General features: G+C 37.8%; 18 protein-coding genes. 16 read left to right on the forward strand and 2 right to left on the reverse strand.

What is annotated here, in order from left to right:
- Window positions 1-32: 32 nt before the first annotated feature.
- Both H3R29_RS01220 and H3R29_RS01225 read right to left on the reverse strand, forming a co-directional pair.
- The gene (locus tag H3R29_RS01220) at window positions 33-1,280 is read right to left on the reverse strand and encodes a glycosyltransferase family 2 protein (RefSeq protein ID WP_198202331.1); all 1,248 of its coding nucleotides are present in this window, start codon (window positions 1,278-1,280) and stop codon (window positions 33-35) included.
- Window positions 1,281-1,740: 460 nt separating this feature from the next.
- Entirely contained in the window at window positions 1,741-2,655 is a 915-nt protein-coding gene (locus tag H3R29_RS01225) for a proline-specific peptidase family protein (protein ID WP_198202332.1), read from the reverse strand.
- Between the two features lie 164 nt (window positions 2,656-2,819).
- On the opposite strand from H3R29_RS01225, the gene H3R29_RS01230 reads away from it, so the two are divergent.
- From H3R29_RS01230 to H3R29_RS01305, 16 genes are all read left to right on the forward strand, one after another.
- A complete protein-coding gene (locus tag H3R29_RS01230; protein WP_198202333.1) occupies window positions 2,820-3,572 on the forward strand; it encodes a PAS domain-containing protein in 753 nt (250 codons plus the stop codon).
- Window positions 3,573-3,797: 225 nt separating this feature from the next.
- Window positions 3,798-4,247, forward strand: a complete 450-nt coding sequence (locus H3R29_RS01235; protein ID WP_198202334.1) for a DUF3290 domain-containing protein — start codon at window positions 3,798-3,800, stop codon at window positions 4,245-4,247.
- A gap of 14 nt (window positions 4,248-4,261) precedes the next feature.
- Window positions 4,262-4,897 (forward strand): DUF421 domain-containing protein, encoded by a 636-nt coding sequence (locus H3R29_RS01240; RefSeq protein WP_174794917.1) that lies wholly within the window; start codon window positions 4,262-4,264, stop codon window positions 4,895-4,897.
- A 13-nt stretch (window positions 4,898-4,910) separates the two neighbouring features.
- Complete coding sequence (locus tag H3R29_RS01245; protein WP_198202335.1) at window positions 4,911-5,732, forward strand: Sir2 family NAD-dependent protein deacetylase; 822 nt, start codon at window positions 4,911-4,913, stop codon at window positions 5,730-5,732.
- Window positions 5,733-5,742: 10 nt separating this feature from the next.
- Window positions 5,743-6,696, forward strand: a complete 954-nt coding sequence (locus H3R29_RS01250; RefSeq protein ID WP_198202336.1) for an exonuclease domain-containing protein — start codon at window positions 5,743-5,745, stop codon at window positions 6,694-6,696.
- 105 nt (window positions 6,697-6,801) lie between these two features.
- Entirely contained in the window at window positions 6,802-7,674 is an 873-nt protein-coding gene (locus H3R29_RS01255) for a DNA/RNA non-specific endonuclease (RefSeq protein ID WP_198202337.1), read from the forward strand.
- Between the two features lie 332 nt (window positions 7,675-8,006).
- On the forward strand, window positions 8,007-9,092 hold the full coding sequence (locus tag H3R29_RS01260; protein ID WP_198202338.1) for an ABC transporter ATP-binding protein: 1,086 nt from the start codon (window positions 8,007-8,009) through the stop codon (window positions 9,090-9,092).
- Window positions 9,092-9,958, forward strand: coding sequence for a carbohydrate ABC transporter permease (locus H3R29_RS01265; RefSeq protein ID WP_110445616.1), 867 nt, complete (start codon window positions 9,092-9,094; stop codon window positions 9,956-9,958). The genes H3R29_RS01260 and H3R29_RS01265 overlap by 1 nt, the downstream gene beginning before the upstream one ends.
- Entirely contained in the window at window positions 9,959-10,783 is an 825-nt protein-coding gene (locus H3R29_RS01270; protein WP_046324310.1) for a carbohydrate ABC transporter permease, read from the forward strand.
- Entirely contained in the window at window positions 10,767-12,062 is a 1,296-nt protein-coding gene (locus H3R29_RS01275; protein WP_198202339.1) for an MBL fold metallo-hydrolase, read from the forward strand. Before H3R29_RS01270 ends, H3R29_RS01275 begins: the two co-directional genes overlap by 17 nt.
- A 50-nt stretch (window positions 12,063-12,112) precedes the next feature.
- A complete protein-coding gene (locus H3R29_RS01280) occupies window positions 12,113-13,423 on the forward strand; it encodes an extracellular solute-binding protein (RefSeq protein ID WP_198202340.1) in 1,311 nt (436 codons plus the stop codon).
- Window positions 13,424-13,691: 268 nt separating this feature from the next.
- Window positions 13,692-14,996: an extracellular solute-binding protein gene (locus H3R29_RS01285; RefSeq protein ID WP_110445619.1), complete on the forward strand. Its 1,305-nt coding sequence runs from the start codon at window positions 13,692-13,694 to the stop codon at window positions 14,994-14,996.
- Window positions 14,997-15,133: 137 nt separating this feature from the next.
- The gene (locus H3R29_RS01290; protein ID WP_046324314.1) at window positions 15,134-16,051 is read left to right on the forward strand and encodes a magnesium transporter CorA family protein; all 918 of its coding nucleotides are present in this window, start codon (window positions 15,134-15,136) and stop codon (window positions 16,049-16,051) included.
- Between the two features lie 14 nt (window positions 16,052-16,065).
- Window positions 16,066-16,989 carry a serine hydrolase gene (locus H3R29_RS01295; protein ID WP_198202341.1) on the forward strand — a complete coding sequence of 308 codons (924 nt, stop codon included), beginning with the start codon at window positions 16,066-16,068 and terminating at the stop codon, window positions 16,987-16,989.
- A gap of 162 nt (window positions 16,990-17,151) precedes the next feature.
- Window positions 17,152-17,739 (forward strand): TetR/AcrR family transcriptional regulator, encoded by a 588-nt coding sequence (locus H3R29_RS01300; protein ID WP_046324316.1) that lies wholly within the window; start codon window positions 17,152-17,154, stop codon window positions 17,737-17,739.
- Window positions 17,732-20,764: an MMPL family transporter gene (locus H3R29_RS01305; RefSeq protein WP_198202342.1), complete on the forward strand. Its 3,033-nt coding sequence runs from the start codon at window positions 17,732-17,734 to the stop codon at window positions 20,762-20,764. The genes H3R29_RS01300 and H3R29_RS01305 overlap by 8 nt, the downstream gene beginning before the upstream one ends.
- The last annotated feature ends 63 nt before the right edge of the window (window positions 20,765-20,827 follow it).

Below are 20,827 nucleotides of genomic sequence, written 5' to 3' on the forward strand. Positions count from 1 at the left end.
TTCGCAGTTAGGACAAATTACTAGGATAAATATTAATCATGAGCAGTTTTTGACCATGATTCATCTCCAGACATAGCCCGTATTATAGCTTTATACGGTACTATTGCCAGAGACCATCTATAGACATCAAACATGATAATGATTCTGACCAAATAAGAGAATCTTAATGGGAAGTCAAGTCTAGCTTGTCGCCATTGTTTTATAATTAACAAAATGTTTGTCAAGACTTCAATGAAAAGCAAACCGCCAATAACTGCTAAACTAGCCCAGACGTTAGTTTTCATATAAATTAGTAATATTATTAGTGAAATTCCTGCGGCTGGCGTAACTAAAAGGGAAATTGCGGGAATAGTCAAAAACGCTATTACAAAGACTTTAAACATTGATGGAATGGCAGATGATTTAATTATCTGCTTGCCATATTTGTTCAAGCATTGAAATCCGCCCTGGCACCAACGTGTGCGCTGGCGAACTAACTTCTTATATCCAGTAACGCCTTCTTGTGCAATACTTACTTTATTTATAAAAGTACCACGATAGCCTTTAAATAGACCTTTTATTGAAAATTCGCAATCTTCGAGTAGTGATGATGACCAACCAACGTCATTAGTCATTTTTAAAGTCATAAATTGGCCATTACCTGAAGCTAAAGATGAGCCCCAGCTAGTTCTTGCCATTTGTAAAAGAGAATTATAAACAGTGAATTCAAAATTTTGCATCACCGCAATATTTTGTTGCAAATTGTAAATATTCACGCGTGTTTGCACTAAATCATAGTGGGAATGATTAAAGGCATATACAACTTCCTTTAAGTACTTTTTTCCTGGAATACTGTCAGCATCGATAACACCAATAATTGTTTTGTCTTCGGGGTAGTTCATCTTAGCAATGCGCTTGACTGTATATTCTAGTGCTGGCCCCTTTCCTTGTTGCGCATTAGGTTTAGTGCGATGTACAACCATGACATCAGGATGGTAGGCATACTTTTGCAGTAGAGTAGTGGTACCGTCGTTAGAATCATCATCAATAAATACCAGCTTAAGATTGATAAAATCAGCACATTGTTTTTGTACATTTAATAATTTTGGTATATTTTTGCTTAGAGTTTGAAATTCATTCATCGCGGGGATTAACAAAAACATAGTATCAAAATCGCGGCAGCGCTCGCCATACCTATCCTGTCGAACACGACTGCTAAATGTCAGACACAGCGTCCAGATTAAATCAAGAATGTATGAACAACCACCTATAATTAGTATGATGGCTATCAATAATTTCATTTTATTATCCTCCAGTTATTTTTTTGATACTATCAATAACTATAAGTTTATAATAACATGAATTGGTCTATACTTAAAATATTATTTTTATATGTTTGTTAAAAATAATATATTTATAAAGCAATACGTATACCTTTATTATAAAAGCCCATGGTTAAAGCTTTTAGCTTGATTAAAATAAAAATTTAGTTATTATTTTTTTGTCTAATTACTTTCCCTAATCCACTTATTAATAATAATATAATAAGTGGATTAGACAATGGTATTGTTATTTAAAAATATATTTTTTCTTTACATTGTTATTTTATTTTAATTATAAGCATAGTGAAATGAATCGCTAAAATTTTCAAAACATGATTTTTAAAAATTTATGTAATTTAAATCTTTATTGTTGCATGTAAAAAACAAGCAACCATTTGCTTGTTTTCTTTGCGTTGATATTTGACTTGGGAAGATGTTGTTATTCTCCTTTAAAGGTGTTTTCCTCCACTTGACGAATAAAGTCAGCTAAATGTTTGTAATAAACAGCAGGATTATCAACCATGTGGTGGTGACCGCCATCAGGAGTTGTTACTAGGCGAGAATTAGGAATCTCTTTTTGCATAATTTTGGCGGTGGCAATCGGCATTGTTTCATTTTCACCAAAGGTTAGCAGTGTCGGCACCTTAATATTTTTAAGTTGATCCCTAAAATGCCAGTCTTTTAGTTTTCCGGTAATTACAAATTCATTGTCACCTTGAAATGCCTGGTAAACGGCAGTACCGCCAATATCTTTTAGATGGTATAGCTTAGACGGTTGTTTACGATCAACGAAGTTAATGTTTAGAATATTAACGTCTTCTTGATAGCGTTCATTGTCGTAATCATTATTCTTTTCGCATTCATGCATAAAGTCAATTTCGGTTTGGGGCAAAACCTCTTGGCGCCGGCGATTAACGGCTTTAACGTAGTAATCAATATCATCAACCATTGAAGAAATAATTGCGCCTTTTAAATGTTGACCGTATTTGACGGCATATTCTTGGACTAGAAGGCCACCCCAACTTTGACCGATGAGGTAAAAATTGTCTAAACCTAGCTTTTGCCGTACCTCATCAACTTCATCTAGGAAATACTCATAGGTCAAATATTTTTTAGCAATAGCAGGGTCAGAATAATCAGGTTGATCAGAATAAAGAGAACCCAATTGATCATACATAGTTACTTGTACGTCCAACCCCTGTTTTTTCAGTTGTTCAGCAGTGTCCTCCCAGTATTCATGATTGCCTCCGGGTCCACCGTGTAAAGCCAATAAATGGATATTTCCGTGGCCTTGAGTGTTCGTCCACAAATGATATCCATTATCTAATGTAATAATCTTTGTCCCAGTTTGCATAATTCTCTCCTTTAAACTGTATCTATTACTATCTATTTTAGCTCATTATGATAGAAAGAAAAATAAATCTCAGATAAAGGATAATTTAAAAAGATGCCTAAAAATAAGCGCTTCCGTGTTACAATTGGTTTACTATTGTAAATAATGATAAAGGAGAATGAAAAATGGCTGAACCTAAATGGTTAAAAGATATGAACTCTGATGAATATTTGAAAGAAGACTTTGATGCTACAGGCAAAAGCCGTTATACAGTAGAGGGGCTTAAAAAAGAAGATCCAGATTGGCTTGATAAAGCAGCAGAAAAGACCCATGCTGCCACAGGAGACGATTATGTTAAGCTTGACAGTGGACTATTAACAGTCAATCAAATTAACTGGATGTTGCGTAACACAATTGGCGAACTAACTTTTGTAGATGATAATAACCAATTCTTATGGTATAACCGTCCGGTTGATCCTAACGCCAAGATGAAGGCTAAGAGAGTTCCCGCACAAGTAGGAAATACCATGGGAGAAGTTCATCCTGATGTTCGCGATGTCATTCCCGAAGCTAAAAAAGTTGTTCATGCTTTGCGAACCAAAGAAGGCGGACACGACGCTGTTTATATGCCTGTACCAACGGGAAACCTTAAGCAACTTGTTTTACATTATTACAAGCGTGTTGAAGATGATGAAGGTAACTATGCCGGTATTTATGAATGGGTACAGGACCTATATCCACTAGTAAAATATTTCTGTGAAACAACCGGACAAAAGTTGGTGGTCGATCCGGATGCTACGACAGGAGCTACGTACAGGCGTAATTCTGATCCTGATGCTCAAACTGGAGCTTCCACTAAAGCTGAAGCGGCCGCTGCAGAAGAAGAGGTCAAGAAGGAAACTGAGCCGGACACGGCCACAGGGGCATCCCAAAACTAAGTTTAAATTAAATATTTATAAGTAGTAGTTAGACAGGTTCTAACTACTTTTTTGTTATACTGATAATATATAGGCTTATAAACACAGTTTAAGTAAGCTGACAGGGAGGAAGCGAACACTTTTAGCTATATTTGGTAATGTTTAATTTAGTTAATATGTGGTTTTGATATTGCTATTAACTTATAAAAACTAGAATAAATTATTTTTGATAGAGGTAATTATGTTATGACTTTTTACACACTTAAATATATTGAGCAAAATCAAAATACAAGTAAAACCATTCTCTACATCCTGATTGCAATTGCGGCTTTAACAATGATCGCGTTCACAGTTTTGTATCTCAGGCACAGATTCGATACCCGCTACCGGGATTTAGGAATTATTGCACTTTTATTTTTACTTTTATTTATGGGCACACAATACGAAAAATACGTGCAAACAAACGTAGTGAAATCTCAGTCTGAGCAAATTGCACCATTTATAAAATCAGTTGCTAAAGACCACGATGTACCGGTTTCAGATGTGATGGTCAGTTCTACTACACTGCAAAACGGTTTAATCGTCAGAGTTGACTCAAAAGATATTGACTATCAGCTGGAATTAAATGATGACAACAATTCATATTCTTTAAAGCAGGCTCATGTGATTAACCACACGGTCGACATAAAGAATTAGGGGGGAAAATAATAATGAATTATACGCAGCTTTTTATTAAATTCGTTTTAGGTGTGTTAACTTTAATTTTTCAAATAAATGTGTTTGGCAAAAGCAACATCGCTCCCACGACCGCTTTGGATCAACTGCAAAACTATGTTTTAGGTGGTATTATCGGCGGTGTTATTTACAATGCCAACATTTCCGTCTTGCAATTTCTGCTCGTTTTGATCGTTTGGACTCTGGTGGTCTTTATCTTGAAATTTGCGCGGGAGCACAGCAACTTTATTCGCGGCCTGATTGATGGCAAACCAATTCAAATAGTTAAAAACGGACAGGTTTTACCACGTAATTGCTTGTCTGCTGGGCTGTCAGCTAATGAATTAATGTTCAAATTACGCAGTCAGGGTATTTATTCTGTTGATCAGGTGAAAAACTGTATCTTTGAAAAGAACGGTCAACTAACGGTTATTAAAAAAGATGAGAAAAATGTCCGTTTTCCTTTAATTAATGATGGTCAAATTAACCAAGATGTGCTTGAATCTATTAATAAGGATGAAAATTGGTTAAAAGAGCAGCTCAAACAAGCTGGCTATAATGACCCTAGTGATGTTTTCTTAGGAGAATTTGAGAATGGCCAGGTTTCGTTTACTGGCTACAATCAAAAATAGGAAAGAGAATTAAATGGAAAATTTGAATAAGGCAAAGCAGTTAGTCCAAGAGGCGGAGGCTGTGGTTGTAGTTGCTGGTAATGGTTTGGCAAAAGTTGAGGGACTTGATCTTTTAGGTCAAGCAGATTTTGAACGTGATTTTCCCAGCATTGTCCAAAAATACGATGTTCATTCAGTCGGATATGCACTGGATCAACATATTCCTTCATGGTCTGAAAAATGGCAACTGTGGTCAAGCCTTATTCAAAAATACTCCTTTGATTACCGCCCAAGTAGTACATTAAAAAATCTGTTGCAACTAATTAGTCATAGACAGTATTTTGTTGCTACCTCAGCATTTGGCCACTTTTTCGAAACTGCCGGTTTTAACGAAAACCGCATTTTTAACGCATTTGGCGATTGGACTAAAGCACAATGTGCGAGTGGGATTAATCATGGTCTTGCAAACATTCAGACTGCCGCTGAAAAAATTATTGCAGCCAAGCCAGGTACTGATCTAGCAAAATTAGTACCAAAATGTGAGGTATGTGGTCAGCCATTGGAAATTCATCTGCCGCTTAATGACCATTTTTATCCCGACACTGTTGCCAATTCCCGTTTTCGCTGGTTTTTAACAGGTAATGAAGAGAAAAAGACTGTCTTTTTGGAATTGGGAGTTGATGAAACCAGTCCGCAACTGCGCGAACCAATTGAACATTTGGTTGCAGAATACCCGCAATGGTCTTATGTCGCTGCAGATTATCCGCAGGAGACGTTATTACCGGAAATTCAGGAGCGCAGTGCCGGTACAAATGCAGATACAGTTAGTTTAATTAATAATCTTGTAACGGAGTAACTGATTCTCAATGAGTATTTATGTAAAAAATGGCGTGCTCCATGTTTCTGGCGTTCAGAATAAAATCCGGGGCAAAGGGCAGGAATGGCCCGACTTTATTTCCGACTATACTATGCTGGATATCGAAACCACAGGTTTAAATCCCTACCGTGATCATGTAACCGAAATGGGTGCAGTTAAAGTCCGCAATAACAAAGTAGTGGCTGAGTTTAGCCAATTGGTTGTTTATCCGCGATCGAACCGGGTACCCAGTTTTATTACCAAGCTAAATGGCATTACTGAAGAGCTGCTTCTTAAAGAGGGAATACCGGTAAAAGAGGCAATGACAGCTTTTCGCTCATTTATTGGCGCGGATATTATCATTGGCTATAACGTCAATTTTGACTTAAATTTCTTGTATGATTTAACCCGCAAGTTTCATTTACCAGAATTAAATAACGACTATGTCGATGTGTTGCGTCTGGCTCGTGTTTACTATCCCATGCAACATAATCGCTTGCTTGACTGCATTCAGCGCGCTGGTATTGCCCAAGTTGAGCAGCACCACGGCTTAGCTGACTCCCTTGATACTAAAAAAGTTTATGATGATTTTCGCCAGCATTTTACACCTGAACTTTTGCAAGAAGCACAAGGCAAGCTCAAAAATATAGATTTACTGCATGCGGAACTGGAAGTCTGGGAATTGGGCTTTCGCAACCCGGTTAATAATAAAAAGATTGCCTTTGCTCCTGAAGTTGAAATGGATAGCGCAGAAGCCGCGCAAATGGTAAATAATATGAACGGAATAGCTCAGACTGGTGTTAAGCCTGATACAGATTATTTAATTATGAGCGATGACGGCTTTTTTAGTAAAACTAATCCGGAAACTCTCAAGGCCAAGGAATATAACTGTGCTGGCAGCAAGATTAAGCGGCTGTCTGAAAGTTATTTTTTAAATATGCTTGATGAATGGGCCAGAAGTTAGAATTTAAGCAAGGAAATTGTTCAACCTTGCTTTTTTATTATTTCCTGTTGCAAACAACAGTTCGATTAGCTATACTTAATTATTATTAACTAAGGAGCAATGTGAATGGCACGCAGGAGGAGCAGACGAAATACTAAGACAACTAACGCGGATTTTTGGGCAATTGTCATTATTATCTTGTTTTTATTCTGGTTTGTTGCAACTAAAGGTGGGTCAGACCCCAGTGGCCAACAAACTAGCGATAGAATAACTCGCAATGACCAGCAAAAGGATAATAAAATAGAAAAAGCTAAACCCGCTGCAAAAGTGTATGGTGGTCTATCCAGCCAGGACTATCAGAAATTGGCTGATTTAGATTTTAAAAGCGGCAGTTCTTCTTATATTACAGTTAATAATGACCATTCAACTTTAATAAAAAATGCCTGGCGCGTTAACCGGGTAATATATTCTGATTTGGACAGCTTAAACCGTACTTCCCACTCCAATACGGCATTTTTGCAAAAGCGTAATGTAGCCAATGATAGCTTAAGAGAGCGGCAGTTTATCGAACCAACAGGTTGGCATTATAACCGGCGCAATGGTACCCAAATTTATAATCGCGGCCACCTCATAGCTTATTCTGTTTCGGCAGGTATTGATTTTGACGGCAATTTTAATCCGCGTAATCTTTCTGGTGACCAAAATAATCCAAAAAATCTGTTCACCCAGTCTGCTTTTTCAAATCAGAGGATTCAGACGATGTTTGAAAGTCGTATTCGTGTGGCTCTAAGGCAGAATAAAAAAGTAATTTACCAGGCCACACCCATCTTTCGCGGCAATGAATTAATGGCACGGGGGATTAATTTACAGGCTGTGTCAACTGATGGCACACTGGATTTTAACGTTTATTTATTTAACGTCCAGCCAGGCTATTCCTTTAACTATAATAATGGTCGGGCTAAAGTTAATCATGAAATTTATGTGAAAGAAAACTATTAATTTAGCTTTCAAGGCAAAATTACCCCACTAAAAATAGCCAAATGTTCGGATAAATTAATAATTAATATATAAAGATATTAACTAAAGCGGCAGCAAGTTTTACTGCCGCTTATTCTGTTTGCAGCAAAGTAATTAAAAGAGAACAATAAAAGTTATTTGTTGATAATAATTAGTAATTTGTGCAATAATTACGAATATTTAGCTCTTATGCGGTGGTGTGATAAGAAAATTACGAATTTTAATCAAGCAAATTAGGTTGTGTTCTCAAGCTTTTTATCTTAAAATTAGGAGAGTAGTAAAAGAAGAAATAAAGATGATAGTGGTGCGAGTTAATGGATAACAATAAATTTGTTGAAGTGAAAAACCTGCGGAAAGTTTATGACAACGGTCATGAAGCGATTAAAAATGTTAGTTTTTCTGTTAAAAAGGGCGATTTGGTGTGTCTGTTAGGACCTTCTGGGTGTGGCAAAACAACCATTTTGAATATCTTGGCTGGTTTACTAAATCCCACGGAGGGAGATATTTTATTTAACGGTAAGTCGGTTGTCAAAGTAGCACCCAAGGACCGCCATATTGGCTACGTTTTTCAAAACTATGCATTATATCCACATATGACTGTTTTGCAAAACGTCATGTTTCCGCTAATTGTAGGGGCTAATAAAAAGCCAAAGGCGGAAGCCAAAAAGATTGCTACCAAATATATGGAGTTAACCCAAATTACTGAATTAGCTGATCAAAGACCTGGTAATTTATCTGGTGGACAGCAACAACGTGTAGCAATTGCACGTGCATTGGTGCAAGAACCCCAAATTTTATTAATGGACGAGCCATTGAGCAATTTGGATGCCAGATTGCGCCTTAAAATTCGCGAAGAAATTCGTTCATTAGTTAAGTCTGTTGGTATTACTACCTTATTTGTTACCCATGATCAAGAAGAAGCATTATCAATCGGAGATAAAATCATTCTCTTTAATGACGGTGTTATTCAACAAGATGATTTAGGGCAAAACTTTTACCTGGAGCCTAATAATTATTTTGTAGCCAATTTTGTTGGCAATCCTGTAATTGATAACTTTAAAATAACTAAAACTGCAAATGAATTAAAGTCAAGCCAATTTACGATTAATCTTGCTGATCTGGAACAGTCCCGTTTTAAACGCGAAATTCCAGATGGTGAGTATATCTTGTCTGTGCGACCCGAAAATATTGTGCCCGATCCTGATGGTCTGTTTGAGACCAAGGTCGACGATATTGAATTAATTGGACGTGAACGTATTTTGAAATTTACATTTGATAATCAGCAAGTCCGTTCACTAATTAATCTGGAGACTCCAATTAAGAGGGGCGATCAAATTAAACTCAAAATGCGATTTAATAGGATATTTCTATTTACGCCTGAAGGAGAGCGAGTTTACTAATGAAGACTAATCAAAAGAAGGCTTGGCTTTTTTTAGCACCAACTATTATCTTTGTCACGTTATTTAGTATTTATCCCATTTTGCGCGCTTTTGGGATGAGCTTTCAGAGTGGTTCGCTAATTGACCTGCGCTGGACCGGCTTTAGCAACTATCAATATATTTTTAAAGACCCGGAGTTCTGGTTAGCGATTAAGAATACTGTACTGTATGCCATTATTTCTGTACCAGTTGGTCTAGCTATTTCGATCATGCTGGCGTGGATTATTTTTGACAAAGTAAAACATAAATCATTCTTTGAAACTACGTTTTTTATGCCTTATGTCACCTCGACCATTGCCATTGGGATAGTTTTTCGCTATATCTTTAACGGTGATTACGGTATGTTGAACTTCGTGCTCAGATGCCTGCATTTACCAGCTCCCGACTGGATTGATGATCCAGCAATGTCTTTAACTACCATCATTATCTTTGGTATTTGGTCATCTTTAGCATTTAATATCGTCATATTAATGGGAGCGTTGCGTAATATTGATCCCAATTTTTACACCATAGCGGATATGTTTGGCGCCAGTGGTCGTGACAAATTTTGGCGGATTACCATGCCCGAGCTTGTTCCAACAATAGCTTTTTTGTTAACAATGAATGTTATTGGAGCCTTTAAGATTTATACTTCTGTTTATGCCCTCTTTAACGGTCAGGCTGGAGTGGGTAATTCGGGAACGACTGCAGTGTTCTATATTTACAATAAGTTCCAAATTGTCGGTACTCCCGGTGTTGCGATGGCGGCAACAGTCATCTTATTCTTGATAATTCTGTTTGCGACATTCCTGCAACGCAAGATGATGAAGAAGATAGGAGAATATTAAATGAAACGAATTCGCATTGGGGTTTTATTCAGTTACATTATTTTATTTATCTTTGCCATCATTACCGTTTTTCCTTTTATTTATATGATTTTGGGTGGCTTAATGAGTTTTCAGGAAACCACTTCGATTCCGCCAACTTTAATTCCACACCATTTTGAATGGTCCAACTACGCCAAAGTTTTTGCTCGTGCCCCATTTGGACGCTACTTTGTCAACACGGTTTTAACAGCCAGCGTGACCACGATTGTTAGTTTGTTTAACTCTTTACTGGGCGCTTTTGCCATGGTCAATCTGCGTTTTAAGGGTAAAGGCTTAATTCAATTAGTACTTTTGTCTTTATTGATGGTGCCAGGTGAAGCAATTATTTTCACCAACTACAACACAATTGCTCATATGGGTTTACTCAACACTTATGTAGGATTAGTTTTGCCATTCTTGACTTCCATTTTCTACATGTACTACTTGCAGAGCTACTTTGGTTCAATTTCAGATACGATATATAAAGCGGCCATGATTGACGGTGCCAGCGATTGGGATTACATTTGGAAAATTTTAGTACCAATGTCAAAGGGTGGTTTGTTTACTGTCGGTTTACTTAGTTTTATTTCTGGCTGGAATTCATTTCTTTGGCCATTACTTGTCACCAATGAAGATACGATGCGTCTTCTTAATAACGGTTTGTCGGCCTTTGCTTCTGACGCCGGTAGTGAAACGCAATTGCAACTAGCTGCTGCAACTTTAACTGTTTTACCAATTTTGATTTTGTACTTAATCTTTAGGAAGCAGATCATCAAGGGGGTAGTGCGTAATGACCTTAAAGGCTAAAACCACCATCACGTTTTACAACGGCTTAAATACTATTGGCGGGCCAATGATTGAAGTAGCTTATAACAAGTCTCATGTTTTGTTTGACTTGGGTGAGGTCTACAGACCGGAATTGAATCTGCCTGATGAAAAATACCAGACTTTAGTTAATAACCAGTTGATTGGGGATGTACCTAACTTTTATGATCCAGAATTAACTGGTAAGGCGCTTGATCATGAACGGTGGGAACACGCTGCTGCTTACATATCGCACCTTCATCTGGATCACAGCAAGGCCATGAATTTTTTGGCATCCGAAATACCTTTATATGCGGGACCATTAACGGCTAAGATGCTGCCGGCTTTGAATGAAAAAGGGGGCTTTCTACTCCCAGCTGCTAAGCATGAACCCAGCTATACTCGCCCAATTATTGCGGCTGAGTATCAAAAGCCAATAGCAGTAGGCGATATTACGATGACTGTTTGGCCTAGCGACCACGATGCCTATGGTGCCACTGGCCTTATTGTTAAGACACCCGATTTAGCAATTGCTTATACCGGTGACATTCGCTTGCACGGTTATCATCCTGATTGGGTCAAAGAATTTTTGACAGCTGCAAAAGACTGCGACGTTTTAATTACTGAGGCAACCGGCTTTTCTTGGCCGGAAGAAAAGCATGACGAAAATAGCGCAGAATTTACCGGCCCTAAAAATGAGGATGAGTTAACCGCAGAATTTGTTCAGTTACAAAAAGATAATCCTAACCGGCAAATCACTTTCAATACTTATCCGACCAATGTAGAGCGACTGTTGCGCATTATCTCTGCTTCACCGCGTAAAGTTGTTTTACATGCCGCAAGAGCTCACTTGCTCAAGGAAAGCATTAATCAGGATTTGCCGTATTACTACTTGCCAGGGGAGCAAAAATTCGCTGATCTGAAACCAGAATTGGCTGTTCAGTATGAAGATCTGCTAAATGATGATCACGAATTCCTCTGGCAGGCAGTTGCTGATTTTGAACATTTGCAAAAAGGAGGCTTATATATTCATTCAAATGCTGAGCCGTTAGGAGATTTTGATCCAGCCTATCAGCCATTTTTGCAAAAGTTGGAGAAGCAAAATATTGCAGTTCAAATGTTGCGTTGTTCTGGTCACGCTGACGAAAAAGAACTAAGACAAATTATTGATTGGGTTCAACCACCAACACTAATTCCCGTGCACACATTGCATCCGGAGCTGGTAGAGAACCCTTATGGTAACAGGATTTTACCAAAGCGCAATCAAACAGTTACGCTTTGATTAATCATAAAAATGTTGTTTAGTTTTTATATTTGGGAGGTTTTAACCAAATGAAGTTTAGTAAAAAGTTGGCCGCTGCATTTGCTATTGGCTTAACTCTGGTTGGTACTGCAGCTTGTTCAAATGGCGGAAGCAATTCTAATTCTTCCTCATCTTCAAGTTCAGAAAAAATTGCTAAAGTCAAGAAGACAACCAATATTGTCTTTTGGCATGGTATGACAGGTGTGCAACAAGCTACATTAAAGAAGTTGACACAAGACTTTGAAAGCAAAAATCCTAAGATCAAGGTTAAATTGGAAAATCAAGGTGCTTATAACGACTTACAAGCTAAAATTAATTCAACTTTGCAGTCACCTAATAACTTGCCCACCATTACTCAGGCCTATCCTGACTGGCTCTTTAATGCTGCCAACAAAAACATGCTGGTTGATTTAAAGCCATACATTAATAGTAAAGAAGTTGGTTGGGGCAGTAGTGAAGCTTCTAATATCAAGAGTGCACTTCTTGATGGTGCTAAGATTAATGGTAAACAATATGGTATTCCTTTCAACAAGTCAATCGAAGTTTTGACCTATAATGCTGATTTGCTTAAGAAATATGGTATTAAAAAAGCCCCGGCTACTATGGATGAGCTGAAGAAAGATTCACAAATCATCTACAACAAGAGTAATCATAAAGTCGTTGGTGCTGGTTTTGACTCATTATCAAACTACTACACTTTAGGCATGAAGAATGAAGGCGTTGACTTCTCAAGTAAAATTGACTTTGCTGGCGACACTTCAAAGAAAGTTATTAATTTTTATGCAGATGGCATCAAAGATGGCTACTTCAGAGTTGCTGGTTCAGAGCACTATTTATCCGGACCATTTGCTAACCAAAAGGTAGCAATGTACATTGGTACTTCTGCTGGTGAAGGCTTTGTTAAACAAGGAGTAGGCAATAAGTTTACTTATGATGTTGCTCCTCGTCCTGGTAAATACACCATGTCACAAGGTACTGACATTTACATGTTTAAGCATGCTTCAGCTGACCAAAAATCTGCTGCATTTACCTACATCAAGTTCCTAACTTCAAAAGCTAGTCAACTTACATGGGCTAATGCAACCGGCTATGTTCCAGTTAATCAAGCTGCTGCTGATTCTGCCGAGTACAAGGACTCTAAGAAGCTTAAGCTGCCAGCTAAACTTGAAGATGCAATGGCTAACTTGTATAGCGTGCCAATTATCAAGGATGCCGGTGCAGCTTACGGTAGCTTAAATCCAATTATGCAAAACATTTTAGCTGCTGCACAAAAGAAGCAAAATGTTAATGATGCAATTAAAACAGGTAAAACAAAATTTGATGCTGCTTGGAAACAATAAAAACTAAATAGCAATTTTTATCATAGAGCTTGTCTTTTTACGGCAGGCTCTTTTTTTGTCCGCAATAAAAGCAAGAGAGTAACTGCTTAATAAATGTTCGTAATGTAGTGAACTATATAATTAAATAAAGAAAAATATACAAATAAAGCCGAATTTTTTTGGTTAATTTATTGTAATTAATCTATATTTGCTATACAATTAATGGGAATTAATGCTCACAGTATCACTAGTGAGCGCGTAAAAATGTTCTGGAGGAAAAAATAATATTATGAATTTCGGTAAAAAGCTGGCGGCTATAGCAGTCGCGGGCTTGGCTTTAGTTGGAACTGCTGCTTGTTCAAATAACAGTAATTCGTCGTCATCAAGTTCAAGCAAAATTCCTAAAGTAACTAAGAAAACCACAGTTGTCTTTTGGCACGGGATGCAGGGTGCTCAGGAAAAAACTCTGAAAAGTTTAGCTCAGGACTTTGAGAATAAAAATCCTAAAATTAAGATTAAGCTTGAGCAACAAGGTGATTATGATAATCTGCAATCAAAAATTACTTCAACTTTACAATCACCTAAGAATTTGCCAACGATCACTCAGGCTTATCCGGGTTGGCTGGAAAGCGCAGCCAAGAATAAGATGCTGGTAGACCTTAAGCCATACATTAATAATAAAGATGTCGGTTGGGGCAGCGTTGCCGCATCAGGCATTAAACAGGATATGCTGAATGGCGCCCAAATTAAAGGCACCCAATATGGTATTCCGTTTAACAAGTCAATTGAAGTTTTAATTTATAACCCCAAGATGTTTAAGGAGTATGGTATCGCCAAAGTGCCTACAACTATGAGTGAGGTTAAAAAGGCAGCGCAAACTATTTACCAAAAGAGTAATCATAAGGTAGTTGGTGCCGGCTTTGATGACTTAGACAACTACTACGTTTTAGGAATGAAAAATCAAGGTGAGAATTTCTCCAGTAAAATTGATTTTACCGGTACTAAATCTAGGAAGTTACTTAACTACTTTATAAATGGAGAAAAAGCGGGCTACTTCAGAATGCCTGGTTCAGATAAATATCTTTATATCCCATTTACCAATCAAAAATTGGCAATGTTTGTGACCTCATCTTCAACAGAGACTTGGATTAAACAGGCGGCTAAGAAGGGCTTCACTTATGAAGTTGCAGCTCGTCCAAGTAAGTACACGATGTCGCAAGGGACTGATATTTATATGTTCAGCCACGCCAGTGCTATGCAAAAGGCAGCTGCTTTCAAATTTATGAAATACTTGTCTTCTAAAGACGGACAGATTAAATGGGCAAAAGAAACTGGTTATATTCCAGTTAATGAAACGGCTACTAAGTCTGACGACTATAAGGCAAACAAGGACTTTAAGCTGCCGGCAAAATTAGAGGATATTCTCAACTCCAATTCACTCTACAGCGTTCCTGTAATCAAGAATTCCAGTGCTACATATAGTCAATTGACTCCTATTATGCAATCAATTTTGTCAGCTGCACAAAAGAACCGTAATGTAGAAAAAGCGATTACAACAGGTAAAAACAAATTTGATGCTGCTTGGAAACAATAGTTAAGTGCTAAAATTTTAAAAAAACGGGCCGAGGCCTGTTTTTTTATTTGTCGTTTTTCACTTGAATGGTAAGATAATAATGGCATAAGCAAGCTGGTAGGTAATATCAACTAAATATAGCGGCCAGGGGTGAAAAAGTGATTAGAGAGCAAAAGTTTCCGGTGGAAACCAATTATAGATGGTATGACATCAGTAATTTGAGTGAAGAGGACAGCAACAAGCTGCAAGTAGATTTTAATTTCACTCCTGATATGATTACATATATTTCAGACAGACATGAACGACCGCACTATGACTATGATACGCATACGCACATTAATTTGCTTGTTTACGATGTACCTATTTGGCCTACTAAAGCGATTAAGCATTTTACAGCACATCCTGTAACTTTTTTAATATCTGGGCAGAACATCTTTACTTTTCATACGCAATCAACCAGCTATGTCTTTGATGAATTCAATGACACTGCCACAAGACGGGAATTATCACTTGCACAAGATGTCACGGAATTATTAATGAAGTTTTTGTTGTATTTATCACAGTATTTTCAACGGGCGGTTACGCAGCTTGATACGGAACGCAACAGTTTGGACCAAAAGCTGTCTGGTGATATTAACAATAAAGATTTAGTGGAGCTGTCCAATATTGAAAAAAGTCTGGTGTATTTATCCAGTTCAATTCAGACTAATTTGATGATGTTGCACAGTTTAAAAATGTCTAAACTAGATTTTACTAAGCCCAGTCGTGAACGTCTTGATGATGTCCTGATTGAATCGAATCAGTCAGCAGAAATGGTGAAAATTTCGCAGCAGGTTACGCAAACCTTATCAGCAACTTCCAATAATATGATGAACAATAACTTGAATGATACTATGAAGTTCCTAACTGTTTGGTCTTTGGTTCTAACTGTGCCCACTATCTTAACCGGTTTTTACGGTATGAATGTCAGTCTGCCAGTTGGTCATAGTTCATCTGACTGGATTGCAATCACCGTGATCACCATTTTTCTGATGGTCTGGCTAATTGTATTAATGAAACGACATCATTTCTTTTAAACTGAGGCATTGATATGAAAAACAAAGTTTTGTTAGGCTCATTAATTTCGGCTTTAATTGCTTTTATGTTATATTCTGCTAACCTCAAAAGAGTGGAGAATAGCAGTTTAAAAATTGTTGGCGAAAAGCAAGAGCAGGTTGTGAGAAATAAAAAAGGACAAAAGTCTGTTCGTGAACCCAAAGTTGCTAACGTTGAATATCCTAATCATATTAAAATTGCTTCTGGTAGTGAGAAAAAATGGGCAGAAAGTATTGCCCAGGTAATGGGAAAAGAACAGAGTTATCAGGTTTGCGTTCAGGATCTTACTAATAATAAATTTGCCCGCGTTTCTAATACTACTCAACATCATGGGGTAAATTCTATTAGCCGTTTATTTTTGCTGATTGCAATGACTTATCAAGAACAACACGGCAAGTCTATTGCCAATAAAGCCATCAAAATAAAAAAAGCTGATCGCGTTAAAGGAGAGAAACTCTTGCAAAAGGGAATTGCTTACAATGCGGCTTATTTAAAGCAATTAATGATGCAAGGCGACCAAACAGCCGCTAATGCCCTTCTTCGTACTGTTAACTCCAAAAAGGTAAATGCAGTTATTAAAAAAACAGGTGTTAAGGATACAGCAATAAAAAATAAATATTCTAAGTCACCGGCTGCTTTAACTACTGCCAATGATTTAAATAAAGTCATGGTGAGTCTTTATCATGATCAAATTTTAAGCAGACAATATTCCAATCAGGTTTTGGGAACGCTAAACGCTGCTAAAATTAAGCCCAAGATTGTCCGTGATCATAAAGGTCTGATATATGCCATCGGTGACAGTAAAGCAAACGTAGCGCTGGTCCAATCTAATGGCAATGCCTACTGTGTCAGTGTGTGGAGTAGTAATGATCATAATTTTGCTAAATTAGGTAAAGTAGTTGATGGCTTTTTTAAATAACAATATTGCCGCGAGCTTTACTAAATCTTTGACTTTTAAGTCCCGTTAACTAAAGGCTTGGGGGGCTTTTTTATTAATTAAAAATAATTTACACCTTGTAGATTGTATTCTTCACATTGTAGTGCTATATTATTCACTATGCTGTCAAAAGGAGGGGTGAAAATGATTAAAAAAAGAAGCCTTGATTTAGATAAGGTGATTGCGAAGGCGACGGAGCTGATTGGACGAAAGGGACTTTCCGCGACCACTCTGCCGAACCTAGCTAAAGAGTTAGGCGTTCGTTCACAGTCACTCTATCACTATGTTTCAGGTCGCAAGCAATTGTTGTCGCTTGTAGGTGCAAGCAGAATTAAAATTTTAGGTAAAAAATTAGTTGATAATTTGATTGGAATTTCAGGTGAAGAGGCTTTACTTAAATTTGCTGATATTGTCCGCGACTTTATTCTGGATGATCCCGCATTAATTAGTATTCTTTATCATTTGAATGAATACCAAAAAGACGATGCTATTACTCAAGAAATTTTAAAGATAATAGCTTTGGCTGACAAACTAAATTTAAGAAGTGACAGCACGGTTTCACTCCATTCCTTAATTGGAGCAGTATTAGGATACGTTTTTTTAGATGTATCAGATTCTTTTACAGAAGAAACTAGTGAAGAGGCTGACCAGGGTTATCATGAATTAATTATTCAATTGGTTCAGCCCAATAAATTATTGCAAAAAAATAGAAAGGAAAATCAGAGTGCATAAACTAGTAAAAAATCATATTTTCTCGTTAATTGCATGGATCTTAATTTTAATCATTTCTGTTGTGGCTTTGCCGGACGTTACAGGGTTAACCCGTGAGCACTCAAATATTTCCTTACCGTCAGATGTTCAAAGTGAAGTTGCAAAGTCAATTCAAAATGACTGGGGTCCTAAACAAAAGGATACCTATCAAATTGCCGTAGTCTTTAATAAGCAAAAAGGTAAATTGACTGCTGATGATAAAGATGCTATTAACGAAACGGTTAGCAGATTAAAAGATGATCAGGATCAGTACGGTATCAAAATGGTATTGGGTCCAGACGATAATATTGCTACTAAGAAAAAGCTGCAATCAAAGGATAATACTACTTGGATAATGCAGTTAAACGTGGCCAAAAAGCACGGACCGATTAATGATGTTGAATCACAGCTAACTAAAGCAGTTAAAACAGCCGGCATTAGAACCTATGTCACTGGTGCAGATGTTTTACAAAATGCCTTTTCAAATGCAATTCAAGAAGGAATCAAGAAAACAGAAGTAATAACTGTTATCTTTATTTTCATCGTGTTAGTGATTGTCTTCAGGTCACCAATTGTGCCTTTGATCTCATTATTAACAGTTGGCGTTTCCTTTATTACATCATTTGCGATTGTTACTAACTTGGTTAAATACCAGAACTTCCCATTTTCTAACTTTACACAGGTCTTTATGATTATTGTCCTGTTCGGAATTGGAACAGACTATAACATTCTCTTGTATGATAAATTTAAAGAGGATCTGGGTAAAGGAATGGGCCGCTACGAAGCGATGAACAGTGCCTTGAAGGTGGCTGGTAAAACAATTCTTTATTCCGGTTCCTCCATTTTAATTGGTTTCTCAGCGCTAAGCCTGGCTAACTTCTCAATTTACCAATCAGCTGTGGGCGTTGCAGTCGGCGTTGCTGTTTTATTAATAGTACTCCTGACACTCAACCCGTTCTTCATGGCTGTTTTGGGCGAAAAAATGTTCTGGCCGGTAAAGAAATTTACTGGTGAGCATGAAGATAAATTGTGGCATGGTATTGCAAAAGGTACACTTGCCCACCCAATTGTTTACTTAATTGTGTTAGCAGTAGTTGTCCTTCCCTTTGGTCTGATGTACACCGGTCATTTGAATTATGATGATACGGATGAGATTGATAACAGTGTGCCGGCTAAAGCGGGGATGCTCGTTGTTGAAGATCACTTTTCAAAAGGAATGGCCGAGCCATCAACTCTTTATATTAAGAGTGATCACAAACTTGATAATGAAGCCGACCTACGTCTAATTGATCAATTAACCAGACAGCTTCAGGCATCAGATGATGTAGCATTTGTTACCTCTGTTACCCAGCCATACGGAGAAAGCATTGATCAACTTTACGTTAAAAATCAGCTGGACACTGTCAATCAAGGAGTTGATCAGGCACGTGCCGGTTTAGGCAAATTAAGCAGTGCAAGTAAAAAACTAACTGCAGGTGCAAGTAAATTAGCGGATGGTACTAGTCAACTGCAAAGTGGTACAGGCAAGTTAGCTGACGGTGCCAGTCAATTACAAAGCGGAACTGGCAGACTGCAAAATGGAGCCAGCCAATTGCAAAATGGTACTGGTCAATTGCAAGGCGGCGCCAGTCGCTTGCAAAACGGTACTCAGCAAATGACTAGTGGCTTAAACCAATTAAATTCTCAGCTTGCAAGTGGTAGTGCCGGTATTGCAAGCGCGCAGAAAAATACCAAGGCTGCTTTAGAAAAGAGTTATAAAGCTAATTTAGCAAAGAGTATTGGCAGTATTCCGGGCTTAACTCAGCAGCAGAAGATGGCGGCAATGCAAGCTGCAGGAGTTGCTTTAGAAAAATCTTGGGCAGAAGCTTCTGCTTCAATACCAGATGTATCTGGTCAAATGGGTCAGCTGCAATCCGGCGTCGGCAGATTAGCCACTGCTTCTGGCCAGTTAAACAATGGGGCTGCTACTTTGAATGGCGGCATTGGTCAGCTTAATTCCAGCGCTGGTCAATTAAGCTCGGGTATTGGTCAAGTTAACTCTAGTACTGGTCAATTGAGTTCTGGTATCGGCCAACTGAATTCTAGCGTTGGTCAACTGAACTCTGGCGCCGGCAAGCTGGCTTCAAGCACACCTAAAATTACTGATGGTGTGGATCAAGTAAATAACGGACTTGGTCAAGGAGCCGCTTACCTTAATGGCTTAGCTAGTTCTTCTGCTGCAGATACTTTCTATATTCCACAAGAATTTATCAAAAACGATACTTTCCAAACTTCGATTAAGAATTATTTGAGTCCTGACAAGAAGTCTGCCATGCTGATGATTGTCTTTAAGTCAAACCCAAGTAGTCTTAAAGCAACCAAGAAGGCGCAGGATCTGAGCTTAATGGCTAAAAAGTCTTTTGCAGGTACTCGTCTTAAAAAAGCCACAGTAGCAATGGGTGGCGAAAGTTCTAACATCGCTGACATTAAGGATATTGCCAACAGGGACTTTATTAGAACTGCTGCCATTATGCTGATTGGTATTGGTATTGCCTTAATTTTTGTCACTCGTTCACTTTTGCAACCTGTTTACATCTTGGGTACGCTTTTAATTGCTTACTTCTGCTCATTATCAATTACAGAGTGGGTAGTCAAAGCTACTTTAGGCAAAACTATGCTTACCTGGAACACCCCATTCTTTGGCTTTATCATGTTAATTGCCTTGGGTGTTGATTACAGTATCTTCTTAATGACACGCTACCGTGAACTTGAAAACGGCAGCCCGAGTCAAAGGATGCTTAAAGCGTGTGGTATAATTGGAACTGTGGTAGTTTCAGCTGCCATTATCTTAGGTGGTACATTTGCCGCATTAATTCCTTCAGGAATACCGACTCTGATTGAAGTTGCATTGGCAGTGATTATTGGTTTGCTAATTCTAGTATTTATTATGCCGATTACCTTGTCAGCTGCAGTCAAGTTGACTTATGAAGGTGTTCATTGGCGCAAGAATAAACGTGCTAAAAATTAAGCAAAATTAATTAAGTGGTTGAAATTCTCATTTAGAGAGTTTCAGCCTTTTTTGTTCAAACCA

The organism is Lactobacillus sp. M0393 (assembly GCF_016102025.1).
GTDB lineage: Bacteria > Bacillota > Bacilli > Lactobacillales > Lactobacillaceae > Lactobacillus > Lactobacillus melliventris.